The following is a 12,291-nucleotide window of genomic DNA, read 5'->3' on the forward strand; positions in this document are numbered from 1 at the left end:
CTTGAGTTCATCTCGAATCGTTGGCCTTTGGCGAAGCGGAGTTCGCCACATAACGACGAAACCTTCCGGGCGAAAGATTTGATGCCTGCCGAAATACGCCGACCGGTTTCCGGCTTCCAGCCAAGCCACCGCAGGAACTGGAATCAGAGCAGCGACATCCAGCGGTTCTCAAGCAATCTTGTTGCGGCCGCTGGCGGCGATAATGACCGCAATGATGATGACGCCCGTCAGAACAAGCCGCATCCCGGCTCCGAAGCCGTATGTATTGAGCATGGTAACCAAAAGAAACATCAGCATGGCGGCGCCCCAGAGGCCCGGCAGATTGGCAAAGCCACCAGCCACCGAAGTCCCCCCGATCACGACAACGGCAATCGAAGCGAGCAGATATTCCGCGCCCATGTTGAGCGCGGCCCCGCCGGAGAAGCCGGATACAAGGTAGCCGGTCAGCCCTGCGAACATGCCGCACATGACATATGTTGCAAAGCGGACGCGATCGACAGGCAGGCCCGCCAGTCGGGCGGCGCGCGGATTTTGGCCGATTGCCGTGACGGTTCGACCAAACAATGTGCGGTGCAGGACCACGCTCATAGCCACCGTAATCACGATACCGACGACAGCCAGCACTGGAACTCCCCAAACGATCCAGGTCGTGAAATCGGCCAGCATCGACGGCGGTTTGATGCGCAGTCCGCGGCTGTAGGAGATGGCGGCGGACAGAAAGAGGAAACTGGACGAGAGCGTCGCGATGATCGGCGGGATGCGAAGCAGGCGGATCAAACCATAGTTGAAGACTCCGACGCCCGCTCCACATGCGAGTGCGATCGCCAGCCCAGGCAGGATCATTCCGTTGAAGCCGTCCATGATCTTCATGGAGACCGCGCCGCTGAGCGTCATCGCTGCCGGGATCGATAGATCCACGTTGCCGGGGCCGAGCGTGATCACATACATCTGCCCGATGGCGACCAATACCGAGAATGTCGCGAAGGACAGAGCAGCCGTCAGGACACCGCCGCCGCCCAGTCCTTCGGTGAAGGCGATGGTGGCGAGCCAGGTCGCCAGGGCCCCCAGATAAGCCCCGAGCCAAGGTTTGGTCAGGAGCCGAAGCAGCACCGTCATATGCCCCGTGCCTCCGCCCGGTTGATGAGCGCACGCAGCGCCAGGACCAGAATGAGAATCGCACCCTGCGCGCCGATCTGCCAATCTGGATTCAGGCGCAGGAACGAAAGGAAAGAGCCAGCAAGGGTCAGCGTCATTGCCCCGATGACTGCTCCAATCGGAGAGATGCGGCCTCCTGTGAATTCGCCTCCGCCAAGGATAACCCCAGCGATCGAGAGCAGGGTATAGCGCAAGGCGATGTTGGCGTCGCCCGAGGTGGTCAGCCCAACCAGCGACAGGCCGGAAAACATGCCGAACAGCCCAGCCAGGGCGAACATTGTGACCTTGGCCTTGAGCAGCGACCAGCCAGCGCGTTCTACCGAGCGCGGATTGCCGCCGACGCCGCGCAGCACCGCGCCTCGTGCCGAGCGCATTAGCCCAAGATGGACGATCACCGCTAGCGCCAGCAGGGCGTATATCGTGAACGGCACCAGCGGCGTCTTCCATGTCATCAACGCGCGCAGCCAGTCCGGTGCCTTGCCGCCGGGCGTCGGCAAAACGAGAATGGCCAGGCCGAGCCAGACGAAGGACATGCCGAGCGTCACCACGATGGACGGCAGGTTTCTGAGGTGGATAAGCGCGCCAACCGCGGCATAGGCCAGGATGCCGCCCGCCAGGGCAAACACGCCGAGAACTGGCTGTTCATGGAGCCAGGTAGCGCCAATGCACGCGACTAAACCAACATAGGCGCCCAGCGACAGGTCCAGATCGTTCACCGTGATGACGAACATTTGCGCAATGGTCGCAAAGGCGATTGGGAGCGCGAGATTGAGCAGAAGGTTGAGACCGACATAGCTCATCGCGCGAGGCTGTAGCCAGAACACCGCCAGCAGAATGGCGACGAAGGAGAGCATGGGCAGAAGTATGCGCGCATTGCGGGCAACGAAAGAAGCGCGCATCAGGCGACCGCCTCAAACGATGAATGCAGCACTCGCTCTTCGGTGATCGCATCGCCGACCAGCTCGGCGACTATATGGCCGTTGCGGAACACATAGACGCGGTCGCAATGCTTCAATTCATCCATCTCGGTCGTGTACCAGAGGAAGGTGCGGCCCGCGGCGGCTTCCTGTCTCAGCATGCCGTAGACTTCCTGCTTGGTGCCGATGTCGACGCCGCGCATCGGGTCGTCCATCAAGATGATATCCGCGTCCGAGCCGAGGGCGCGGGCAAACAGCACTTTCTGCTGGTTGCCACCCGACAACGAGTGGATAGGATTGTCCATGTTCGGCGTACGTATGCCGATCCTCTGCCTCCACTCTTCTCCCATTTGTTTCTCAGCGTCTTGATCAATCAGCCATCCCTTGGTCAGCCGCGCCAACGAACTTACGGTGGCGTTGTGGCAGATCGACCAGAGTGGAAAGATGCCGTCAGTCTGGCGATCACCAGCGACCATAGCTGTATTACCGGAGACGGTGACGCCAGCGTGCCGACTGCGTTGGCCATGGAAGATGCGCACCAGCATGTCGGTCTGGCCATGCCCCCCGAGACCGGCAAGGCCAATAACCTCGCCGCGATCGGCCACCAGCATCGTTCCACCCTCCCGGTCCGTGGAGGCAGCAGAGACTTTTCTTTCGGCGGTCCGGCTTGTCGCTCGTTCGGAGCGCTGGACATGCTCGCGGGCGACGCTTCCCATGCTTTCGACTAGCGTGAAGCGGGTGAAGTCGCCGGCCTGCCGGTGTGCGACGACCCCGCCGTCGCGCATGACCACGATCCGATCGGCGGTGGTCAAGATTTCGTTGAGCAGGTGCGAAATCAGGATGACAGCGCCACCATCGGCGACGAATTTGCGCACGAATGCGAGCAACTGCCCGGCCAACACGCCATCCAGCGAGGATGTCGGTTCGTCCAGGATGACAAGTCGCACCGGCGTATCGGTCGAGGAAAAGGCGCGGGCGATTTCGACCATCTGGCGACGCGCGATCGACAGGTCGCCAATGAGTTGTCCCGGATCGATGTCGTGGCCGGGAAAGATGACGTCCAGCATGCTCCCGATCATTTCGCCGGCCCTACCCCGCCAGCCGAAGCCGCGCAGAACCGGGTGCATGATCCGCGCGTTTTCGGCGACCGACAGGTTGGGGCAGAGCGACAGTTCCTGAAACACGCAACGAATCCCGAGCCGGTTCGCGACGGTGACATTGTAATGCGAGGAGACGTCATTGCCCGATACGACGATGCTGCCGGCGGAAGGTGAGAGCGTTCCGGCCAGTATGTTCATCATTGTCGACTTGCCGGCGCCGTTGTGCCCGACAAGCCCAAGGCATGCACCGACGTGAACCTCAAAACTGACATCTGCAAGCGCTCGAACGGCGCCGAAACTTTTTCCGACGCCGTCGAGACGGATTAGCACCTCTTCTTGACCTTGCATCTGGAGTAACTGAACTCGGCCCAATGAGCCCATTCAGTCAGTCACATGCCGCCGATCACCTTTTGAGCATCCTCAAGCGAATATTCGGTATTGGCGACTCCGCCTTGTTCGGTGTTGGCGAGATTTTCTTCCAGTTTTTCCTGATCGATGCGAAGGAAAGGCACCGTCAGATCTTTCGGCACATCCTTGCCGTCCAGGATTTGCTGGGCGACCCAAAACGCAAGCGTCGAAACGCCGGGAGCTATCGACACCGACATGGTTTCGTAGCCACCGGCGTCCTTTTGCTCCTTCCACCAAGCAAGTTCGTCCTGGCGGTTACCCATGATGATGAGAGGGGTTGGTCGGTCTGCAGCCTTGAAAGCCTGTGCCGCACCATAGCCATCCCCGCCTTGTGTCACGACCGCCTTGATTTCCGGCAACGACGGAAGGATGCCCGCAACCGCCTTCTGCGCAACGTCCTGCGCCCAGTCGCCGTGCACCGAACCAACGATCTTGAACTGCGGGTTTTCTGCGACGCCCTCGTGGATGCCTTTCGAGATTTCGTCGTCGACGAACACGCCTGCAAGGCCCCGGATTTCTAGCAGATTTCCACCTTCAGGCATCTTGTCCTTGAGGTAGAGTACCTCGTCTTTTCCCATTTGCTTGAAATCGACGGCGATACGCCAGGCACAGGGCTCGGTCACAATGCCGTCGAAGGACACGACCGTTATGCCGGCGTCGCATGCCTCCTTCACCGCGCCGTTGAGTGCATCCGGCGATGCCGCATTGATGACGATCGCGTCGTAGCCCTGCAGGATCATGTTCTGGATCTGCGCCGCCTGTTCCGTCACCTGGTTTTCAGCGGTGGTGAACGGATCAGCCGCAGCGACAATTCCGTCGGAAACGGCCTGCTTGGTCACCTTGTCCCAGCTCTTCAGCATCGCCTGGCGCCACGAATTTCCAGCATAGTTGTTGGAAAGAGCGATCTTCTTGTCAGAAGTATCCGCCTGAGCCGCGGTTGCCGCGAGGATGAGCCCCGTTGCAATGAATGTAATGCGCATCACCATGTTCAATTTCTCCTCCCTCGTGCGTTGTCGCACTTCAAATGATCAATTGCCTGTTGGCGAAACCCGTTGCGTACCTGTCTAAGCGATCCGAACCTTCCTCCACGATCCACCAGGTTGTCATTGGCGGGCACCAATTAACCTACTAACATGCCAGTATCGGCGCAACTGGAGAACATGTTTGACGAATGGCGTGTCTGCCGCCCGCCTGCCACGAACCACAGGAGCCACGTCCCGTGTGGTCGAAGCCCTGCGGCTTGCCATCGTCAACCTGGAATTCGAGCCGGGCTCCAAGCTCGACAAAGGGGAACTTACGCGGCGTTTCGGCGTATCGCGGTTTCCCGTCGCCGAGGCCTTGAACCGCCTAAAGGCAGAAGGGCTGGTCGACATTCGTCCACAAAGCGGGTCAATCGTTTCACGCATACGTCTTGCAGATGCGCGCGAAAACATTTTCCTCCGCCGGGCTTTGGAAGGCGAAGCCGTAGCGTACCACGCCCGACACCAGTCCAAGACGCTTATCGCCGGACTGCGCTTCAACATCCGGCAGCAGAGGGGCGCGCTCAAGGCCGGAGACCGTGCACTTTTCCATCAGCTTGATCTGGAATTCCACGACATGCTCGCCTCGACAATTGGATATCCGCGCGTGCGCGCACTGATCGAAGGCGCGCGCCTGTCGCTTGATCGCGCCCGGCGACTGCTGATCACCCCGCGGCGGATCGCAACGACCTTCAAGGAACACGCCAAGATTGTTGCCGCAATCGCCGCCAGCGACCCGATTGCCGCTCGCACCGCCCTGTCGGCTCATCTCGATGCGGTGATGCAGGAACTGGAAGACTGCGCCAGAGCCAACCCTGCCCTGTTTGAGGGCGGCTGATCGAATGCCTCCGGAACGGTCGATCGGACCGGAACGATATCCGCATCAAAGCGGACGATTTCCTGATCCAAGGGCTGCGAAGCATCAGGGTGGCGGGATGAGGACGATCTTGCCGATGTGGCGTTTTTCCTGAAATGCCCGCTGCGCGTCGGCGATCCGGTCGAGGGGGTAAACAGCGGCAACCAGAGGTCGGAACTCCCCCTTCTCGATGTACGATATGAGATCTGGGAAAACCGGAGCGTCCCAAGCGGTGCAGCCGATGAGCGTGATGTCCTTGAGATAGAGGTCGCGCATGTCCAATGCGACGAGCGGGCCTGCGATTGCCCCCGAAGAAACATAGCGGCCGCCACGCCGCAGCGCCTTTAGAATCTTGCCTAAGGCGCCTCCACCAACATTGTCGATAACCACGTCCACGCTTTCCTCTCCGAGGATGGCGGCCGGATCGTCGTTTCGGTCGAGAATGCGGCTCACGCCGAGAAGCTCGATCGTCCGGCGTTTCGAGGCGCTGGTGATGGCGATCACCTCAGATCCCCTGCGCTTCAGGAGTTGGACCAGTGCGGTTCCCACGCCACCCGAAGATCCGGGCACCAAGACGCGGTCGCCACTGGAGACGCCGGCGCGGTGCAGCATGTTCTCTGCTGTACCATAGGCACAGGGGACAGAGGCGAGTTCGGCATCGCTCCAGTCACACGCCACCGGGAAGACCTCGCCGACTGGAACCTTCACGAATTGCGCGAACGCACCGTCGAAATCGGTCCCGAGCCACACCGTGTCTGTCAATCCGAAACCCGAACTGCGCATGCACGACCGGACAATGGTCCGTGATCCGATCAGGTTTTTGTCGACGCCCGTTCCCACTGATACGACACGCCCGCAACAGTCGGCGCCCTGAATGAGGGGAAACGGCGTCGTTCCGTTCCACCCGCCATCTTCGCGACCGGTTTCAATGGCGAGGGAATCCGTACCCACCTTGACCGACCCGGCATACCAACCGACGCGCGTGTTGATGTCGGTATTGTTTACCCCGGCGGCGAGCACCGAAAGCAGGACCTCGCCGGGGCCTGGCGAGGGGATCGGAACCTGCCTGTAGTGGAGTTGGTCAAAGCCGCCAGTGCCCGCCGTTACGACGGCCATCATTGACCCTCGGGCACTCGCCGTTCGGCTCACGTCAGGTTCGTGCGGCATCGAGTTGTTCCCCAGTCTCTGACGGACAGAACCTTAGACGCATTGCGGTCGTTCGGCATTCGCCGTCTGTCACCCACCCTTGGCCATGGAACGCAGAAGAGAGAACGTGCATCAATCCGAGCATGCATTCATCTATTGCTCTAAAGCCCTGAGCTTGATCAGCACGACGTCCGTTGCGCCGGCCCGAAACCCGGCCTCGCAGTATGACAGGTAGTAGTCCCACATGCGGCGAAAGCGATCGTCGAACCCAAGCTGCAGGAGTCTGGGCCACGCGTTCTTGAATCGGCTGCGCCACTCTGCCAACGTACGCGCATACCCAATCCCGAACGATAGTTCAGTCATGATTTCAAGACCTGCGCCGGCTGCCAGGTCGCGCAGGTGTGTCTTGGTGGGAAGCATGCCGCCGTGGAAAATGTAGCGCTGAATGAATTCGGGCGTGCGGCGGTACTTCTCGAAACGATCCTCTGCAATCGTGATCACTTGAAGCACCGCGATGCCGTTCTGCGCGAGCCGCTTCTTCACGACGTCAAAATAGGTGCGCCAATAGGCTTCGCCGACGGCTTCGAACATCTCGATCGACACGATTCGGTCGAAGCGACCACCCAGATCGCGATAGTCCTGCAGTCGTAGCTCGGCCTGGTTGCGGGCGATTTCGGGCCGCAGTCTGTCCGAAGCGTAGGCAAACTGCTGCTCCGAAAGGGTGATGCCGGTGAAGTGGCTTCCTTCCTGTCTCACAAGCCCTTCGGCCAGCGCGCCCCAGCCACAGCCTATCTCGAGCACGCGTTCGCCGCCCCTTAGCTCAAGCAGCCGGGAGACATGCCTGATCTTGTTCTGCTGCGCTTCCTCCAGCGTCTCGTCGTCTGCAAAAAGGGCTGCCGAATAGGTCATGCTCCGGTCGAGCCACTGCTGGTAGAAGTCGTTCCCCAGGTCGTAGTGTGCGGCGATGTTGCGTTTGCTGCCGGACCTGGTGTTGCGGTGCAGCCCGTGATGAATCTTGTCCAGCAGCCGCGCGATCCCCGAGAAACGTCGGGCAGGCAGCCGCATTGTCTCATTCAGCATCACGAGTTCGAACAGGCGCAAGGGATCGGGAGTCGACCAATCGCCGTCGAGATAGGAAGCGGCGAAACTGACTTCACCGCCAAGCATAAGTTTGGCGAGTGCCCGCCATCGATGCACCGAGATCAGGACGTCAGGACCCAGCAGCTTTCCGACACGCTCGACCCTGCCACCCCATGGGAGGTCCACGATTAGCCTGCCGGCGGCAATACCGGGGACAATTCTGGACGCCTGCCTCGCTGCGAAGCTTCCAAATGTATGCCGCCTGACAACGCCGGCTTCGCGTTCTGTGGATTCAACGGTCATGAGGATGCTCGAACGGGAGTTGTCGATTGGCCAGGCGGCGGTGGCCTACGATGCACCCGAATGCCCTTGAACCAGAGCTGCAGCGCATGCCAGTGGATCGCAGCCGTCACCTTGAACGGCAGCAGCGGATAGAACATCAGCCCGCGCAGCAGATTGGCGGTCGTGAACGGCCTGGCCGAACCGGACATCGAAGCGTGTATCACGGTAGCATCGGGGTCGAAGCCTCGGATGGAGAGCGCAAAGCGCTCTCCAGGCAGAGACGCCTTGAATTCGTAGCGCATGCTCATGCCCATGAAGGGCGACACGTGAAAACGCTTGGAGCATCGGTGGGAGCGTGGCGAGGTCGTATCACCGGCATCGAAGACATAGCTGTGCCGCTCTCCGAAGGTGTTGTGCACCTCGTAGACAATCGCGGACAGCCGTCCGTCCATCATATGGCAGAAATAGATGCTGATCGGATTGAAGACGTAGCCAATCAGGCGAGGCATGCAAAGCAGCCGAATTGCGCCACCGTCAAACGCGATATCGTGTTCTGACAGCGTCCTTTCGATCTGCTGGCGGAGTGGGCGTCCGCTGCCGTCGCCATGGTCGCTGTCGTTTAGGCTCAGAACGTTGAAACGATTGTGCGAGAAAAGGGGGCTGCGCTCGATGGCTTGCAGTTCGTCGAGATCGAACAGCACCCAGAACACACGATAGCGCAGCCGGTGCATGCGCGGACGGAGCCGGCGATGCAGGACATTTCCGAAATAGAGGCGAGTCGCGCTCATGCTGCGATCCCGGCTGGAGTGTTGCCGAAAGCGAGCGGCCATTTTTCAGGCAGCGCGATGCGCGATGATTCACCCGAAACGTCCCACGGGCGCCGGGTTCCTCCGAGTGCTTCGGCGACTGCCAGCCCGGATTGCAGGCCGTCTTCGTGAAATCCGGCACCGAAATAGGCGCCGCAGTACCAGGTCCGGCGGTGTCCCTGCAGCGTCCACAAACGCGGCTGGGCCTCGATGGCGGCGCGATCAAAGAGCGGATGGTGATAAGTCTCCCGGTGCAGGGTCATGTCTTCCCGAATTGCCCTCCGCGGGTTGAGGGTTACCAACATCGGCCGCCGTGTTTGCAGGCCCTGCAGGCGGTTCATCCAATAGGTCACACCAACCGTTTCGTCGCGCGGGCTGCCATCCACATGGTTCCAACTTGACCACACCGATCGGCGGCGCGGCATCACATCGATGTCCGTGTGGAGCACCGCCTCGTTGCGGCTATAGCGGAACGCCCCGAGCAGTTCGCGCTCGGTGGGCGATGGGTCGGAAACCAGTTCCAGCGCTTGATCGGCATGCGTGGCGATGACGACGTCGTCAAAGTGTCCTGTCCCGTGCACGCGGTCTCGCACGATCACACCGTCGCGATGCCTTTCGACCGACCCGATATCGGTGCCCAAGTATACGTGCCCGGCGAAATCTTCCACAAGCCGTCGCACGTAGGCGATGCTGCCGCCGTCGACTGTACGCCACTGCGGACGCCCGCTGAGCAGGAGAAGGCCGTGGTTGTGGAAGAAGCGGATGAATGCGCTCGCCGGATAGCCAAGCATGGCCGCACAGGGCGCCGACCAGATTGCGCCGGCCATTGGAAGCAGATGATCGTCGCGAAACGCGACCCCGTAGCGGTGCCTGTCCAGATAGTCGCCGAGCGTTTGCGATGCCGGCAGCGAAGCCAGATCGTCCCCAGCCGATCTGTAGAAGCGCATGAGATCCCGCAGCATCGACCAGAAGCGCGGATTTGCAATGTTTCGTTTTTGCGCGAACAGGCCAGCGATGCCTGCACCGCAATATTCCAGCCGTCCACGATCTCGCGAGACGGCAAAGGACATCTCTGATGCCTTGGTGTGCACGCCGAGATGATCGAACAGCGCCGTCAGGTTGGGATAGGTCAGTTCGTTGTAGACGATGAAGCCGGTGTCGACAGGTACCGATCGGCCCTCGTGGTCGATATCCACGGTGTTCGAATGCCCTCCAAGCCGCTTGTTGCGTTCGTAGAGCACGATCTCATGGCGCTTTGCGAGCAGCCAAGCGGCCGATAGTCCGGAAATGCCCGCGCCAACGACCGCGATGCGCTTTCTTTCGTGCTTCGAATGCATTTCTCGCCCCGCTGCTTTGGTGCGGTTAGTGCGACCAACTGGATAGATACGGTTGAGAAGAGAATTCGGATCACGCCCGGATGATCCAAATCGTGCCGTCGTTCGTAACAGACGTGGAAAATTTGGAACCGACCTTGGGATGGCGGTATTGCCAGCCGGTGCTTGATTGAACGTATATTGCGCAGCAATGGTGGAATTCGATCCAGTCCGGCTCATCACGCGCGTTGCATCCAGACAGGACCGCGGGGCGTTCGCGGAGCTTTTTCAGCACTACGCGCCACGCGTGAAGTCAATGATGATGCGGCGGGGCGCGAGTGCTGACCGTGCCGACGATCTCGCCCAGGAAACCCTGCTGCGGCTTTGGCGGAAGGCAGGGCAGTTCGATCCACGTCGCGCCAATGCGTCGGCTTGGGTGTTCGCCATCGCGAGGAACGTCAGCGTCGATCTTGCACGGCGCGATGGCCGCGCGGCGGCATGGCTTCTGGAGCAGGACGATACAGAGGAATATGACCAGGATCAGCCGGATCAGCACCTGATCCTGGCCGAGCGCGAGGAAATCGTCCGCTCGACGATGGCGAAGCTGACCGACGAGCAGTTGCACGTGATCCGGTTGTCCTTCTTCGACGGCCTGGCGCATTCGGAGATTTCGGAAGTGCTCGGTATACCGCTTGGAACTGTGAAGTCGCGGATCAGACTCGCCCTGCAGCGCCTGCGCGACGGACTTGGTGACCTCAGATGACCAACGCAATCACCCATCATCCCTCCGACGAGACGCTTGCGGACTACACCGCGGGTGCGTTGGACGAAGCGCGACGCCTAGTCGTTTCCATGCATGTGTCCCGCTGCCCCGCCTGCGCGGACGAAGTTGCCCGCCTTGAAGCTGTCGGGGGCGCATTTCTGGAGGCGTCCCCGGGCGTTCCACTTCGTCCGGGCTCCCTGGAAGCAACATTGCGGCGGATCGATCAGAGCGGATCTTCACCAGAAGAAGGGTCCGGCGACAATCCATTGAGCCGATATGTCCTTGGACCGTGGCGCTGGGTAGGGCCGGGTGTGCGTCAGCGGTCGGTATCCGTGCCTGACGTAGACGGCATAAAGGTCTTCATGTTGAGGGCCGAGCCTGGAACCAGGCTTCCTCATCACAGGCACAGGGGGTACGAGTGGACCTGCGTTCTCGAAGGGGCATTCGAGCATCAGTTCGGCCGCTACGGCGCAGGCGATTTCGACGAAGCCGACGAGACGATGGAGCACAAGCCGACCGTTTGCGAAGGCGAGCCGTGCATCTGCATCGTCGCGCTACAGGGCGGCATCGAGCTGCAGAGCCTACTTGGTCGTCTGCTGCAACCGCTGATCCGGCTTTGACGATCCGCCGGTGACGGTCTCCGCCTTCCTCACGACGCTTCTTTGCGTGACAGTCGCGTTGGCTGCGGGGATGACGCTCGCCTGGTTGATCTGGCGACGGACCCGCAATTCGGGCTGGGTCGATGCCATATGGACCCTTGGTCTCGGACTGGTGGGCGTGATGGCGGCAATCCTGCCGGCAACCGGCGGCGCTGCGCTCGTCGAAAGACGGTTCCTCGTCGCCGCAATGGCTGGAATCTGGGCGCTGCGGCTGGGAGCGCACATAGCTCGGCGCACCCGAGGCATTTCCGACGACCCCCGCTATGCGCGACTCCTCGACGGCTGGGGCGCCGACGCGCCGCGGCAGATGTTCTTCCTGTTGCAGATGCAGGCGCTGGTCAGTATCCCGCTCGGGCTTGCGATGGTCCTCGCAGCGGCGAATCCCGATCCGATGGTGCGCTTGCAGGACTGGCTCGCATTGATCGTCATGACGGGAGCGATCGCCGGCGAGGCGACGGCGGATCGCCAGTTGCGCAGCTTCGCGACGAACCCGGCCAACCTCCGCGAGGTTTGTGACGCTGGCCTCTGGCGCTGGTCTCGCCATCCGAACTACTTCTTCGAATGGCTGGGATGGGTGGCCTATCCGCTGCTGGCGATAGGCACATGGCCATGGGGCTGGCTTGCCCTGGCGGCGCCGGCCTGCATGTACTGGCTGCTCGCGCATGTTTCCGGAATTCCGCCGCTTGAAGACCACATGATCGCCACCCGCGGCGCGGCCTACCGTGCGTATCAGTCACGAACCAGCGCTTTCTTTCCGCGACCGCCGCTACCGGAAAAGGGATGACCG

At 61.0% G+C, this 12,291-nt stretch carries 12 protein-coding genes; 4 read left to right on the top strand and 8 right to left on the bottom strand.

Features of this window, described 5'->3' with window-relative positions:
* Positions 1 to 168 precede the first annotated feature (168 nt).
* Genes ABUE31_RS03295 through ABUE31_RS03310 form a run of 4 tightly spaced genes read right to left on the bottom strand, consistent with a single transcriptional unit; the run spans position 169 to position 4,566 of the window.
* Positions 169 to 1,116 carry an ABC transporter permease gene (locus ABUE31_RS03295; RefSeq protein ID WP_367722059.1) on the bottom strand — a complete coding sequence of 316 codons (948 nt, stop codon included), beginning with the start codon at positions 1,114 to 1,116 and terminating at the stop codon, positions 169 to 171.
* Entirely contained in the window at positions 1,113 to 2,054 is a 942-nt protein-coding gene (locus ABUE31_RS03300) for an ABC transporter permease (protein ID WP_367722060.1), read from the bottom strand. The genes ABUE31_RS03295 and ABUE31_RS03300 overlap by 4 nt, the downstream gene beginning before the upstream one ends.
* Positions 2,054 to 3,520 carry a sugar ABC transporter ATP-binding protein gene (locus tag ABUE31_RS03305; protein WP_367722061.1) on the bottom strand — a complete coding sequence of 489 codons (1,467 nt, stop codon included), beginning with the start codon at positions 3,518 to 3,520 and terminating at the stop codon, positions 2,054 to 2,056. The genes ABUE31_RS03300 and ABUE31_RS03305 overlap by 1 nt, the downstream gene beginning before the upstream one ends.
* Before the next feature lie 41 nt (positions 3,521 to 3,561).
* Positions 3,562 to 4,566: an ABC transporter substrate-binding protein gene (locus tag ABUE31_RS03310; protein ID WP_367722519.1), complete on the bottom strand. Its 1,005-nt coding sequence runs from the start codon at positions 4,564 to 4,566 to the stop codon at positions 3,562 to 3,564.
* 235 nt (positions 4,567 to 4,801) lie between these two features.
* Here ABUE31_RS03310 and ABUE31_RS03315 point away from each other — a divergent pair, with 235 nt between their 5' ends.
* Positions 4,802 to 5,437, top strand: coding sequence for a GntR family transcriptional regulator (locus tag ABUE31_RS03315; protein WP_367722062.1), 636 nt, complete (start codon positions 4,802 to 4,804; stop codon positions 5,435 to 5,437).
* 84 nt (positions 5,438 to 5,521) lie between these two features.
* On the opposite strand, the gene ABUE31_RS03320 is transcribed toward ABUE31_RS03315, so the two are convergent.
* The 4 genes from ABUE31_RS03320 to ABUE31_RS03335 form a co-directional block, all read right to left on the bottom strand.
* Positions 5,522 to 6,571: an alcohol dehydrogenase family protein gene (locus ABUE31_RS03320; RefSeq protein ID WP_367722063.1), complete on the bottom strand. Its 1,050-nt coding sequence runs from the start codon at positions 6,569 to 6,571 to the stop codon at positions 5,522 to 5,524.
* Positions 6,572 to 6,754: 183 nt separating this feature from the next.
* Positions 6,755 to 7,984: a class I SAM-dependent methyltransferase gene (locus ABUE31_RS03325; RefSeq protein WP_367722064.1), complete on the bottom strand. Its 1,230-nt coding sequence runs from the start codon at positions 7,982 to 7,984 to the stop codon at positions 6,755 to 6,757.
* Entirely contained in the window at positions 7,981 to 8,751 is a 771-nt protein-coding gene (locus tag ABUE31_RS03330; protein ID WP_367722065.1) for a DUF1365 domain-containing protein, read from the bottom strand. Before ABUE31_RS03330 ends, ABUE31_RS03325 begins: the two co-directional genes overlap by 4 nt.
* On the bottom strand, positions 8,748 to 10,106 hold the full coding sequence (locus tag ABUE31_RS03335; RefSeq protein ID WP_367722066.1) for an NAD(P)/FAD-dependent oxidoreductase: 1,359 nt from the start codon (positions 10,104 to 10,106) through the stop codon (positions 8,748 to 8,750). Before ABUE31_RS03335 ends, ABUE31_RS03330 begins: the two co-directional genes overlap by 4 nt.
* Positions 10,107 to 10,293: 187 nt before the next feature.
* Between ABUE31_RS03335 and ABUE31_RS03340 the strand changes: the two genes are divergently transcribed.
* Genes ABUE31_RS03340 through ABUE31_RS03350 form a run of 3 tightly spaced genes read left to right on the top strand, consistent with a single transcriptional unit; the run spans position 10,294 to position 12,288 of the window.
* Positions 10,294 to 10,845 (top strand): sigma-70 family RNA polymerase sigma factor, encoded by a 552-nt coding sequence (locus tag ABUE31_RS03340; protein ID WP_367783754.1) that lies wholly within the window; start codon positions 10,294 to 10,296, stop codon positions 10,843 to 10,845.
* A complete protein-coding gene (locus ABUE31_RS03345; protein WP_367722068.1) occupies positions 10,842 to 11,465 on the top strand; it encodes a ChrR family anti-sigma-E factor in 624 nt (207 codons plus the stop codon). The genes ABUE31_RS03340 and ABUE31_RS03345 overlap by 4 nt, the downstream gene beginning before the upstream one ends.
* Before the next feature lie 10 nt (positions 11,466 to 11,475).
* The gene (locus ABUE31_RS03350) at positions 11,476 to 12,288 is read left to right on the top strand and encodes a DUF1295 domain-containing protein (RefSeq protein WP_367722069.1); all 813 of its coding nucleotides are present in this window, start codon (positions 11,476 to 11,478) and stop codon (positions 12,286 to 12,288) included.
* The last annotated feature ends 3 nt before the right edge of the window (positions 12,289 to 12,291 follow it).

Origin of the sequence: Mesorhizobium marinum (assembly GCF_040813675.1) — a bacterium.
In the GTDB taxonomy this organism is placed as follows: domain Bacteria; phylum Pseudomonadota; class Alphaproteobacteria; order Rhizobiales; family Rhizobiaceae; genus Mesorhizobium_K; species Mesorhizobium_K marinum.

Bases quoted from the DNA above. Each gene is read 5' to 3' on its own strand.
- ABUE31_RS03295 (WP_367722059.1), bottom strand. From the start codon at position 1,116: ATGACGGTGCTGCTTCGGCTCCTGACCAAACCTTGGCTCGGGGCTTAT.
- ABUE31_RS03300 (WP_367722060.1), bottom strand. From the start codon at position 2,054: ATGCGCGCTTCTTTCGTTGCCCGCAATGCGCGCATACTTCTGCCCATG.
- ABUE31_RS03305 (WP_367722061.1), bottom strand. From the start codon at position 3,520: ATGCAAGGTCAAGAAGAGGTGCTAATCCGTCTCGACGGCGTCGGAAAA.
- ABUE31_RS03310 (WP_367722519.1), bottom strand. From the start codon at position 4,566: ATGGTGATGCGCATTACATTCATTGCAACGGGGCTCATCCTCGCGGCA.
- ABUE31_RS03320 (WP_367722063.1), bottom strand. From the start codon at position 6,571: ATGGCCGTCGTAACGGCGGGCACTGGCGGCTTTGACCAACTCCACTAC.
- ABUE31_RS03325 (WP_367722064.1), bottom strand. From the start codon at position 7,984: ATGACCGTTGAATCCACAGAACGCGAAGCCGGCGTTGTCAGGCGGCAT.
- ABUE31_RS03330 (WP_367722065.1), bottom strand. From the start codon at position 8,751: ATGAGCGCGACTCGCCTCTATTTCGGAAATGTCCTGCATCGCCGGCTC.
- ABUE31_RS03335 (WP_367722066.1), bottom strand. From the start codon at position 10,106: ATGCATTCGAAGCACGAAAGAAAGCGCATCGCGGTCGTTGGCGCGGGC.
- ABUE31_RS03340 (WP_367783754.1), top strand. From the start codon at position 10,294: ATGGTGGAATTCGATCCAGTCCGGCTCATCACGCGCGTTGCATCCAGA.
- ABUE31_RS03345 (WP_367722068.1), top strand. From the start codon at position 10,842: ATGACCAACGCAATCACCCATCATCCCTCCGACGAGACGCTTGCGGAC.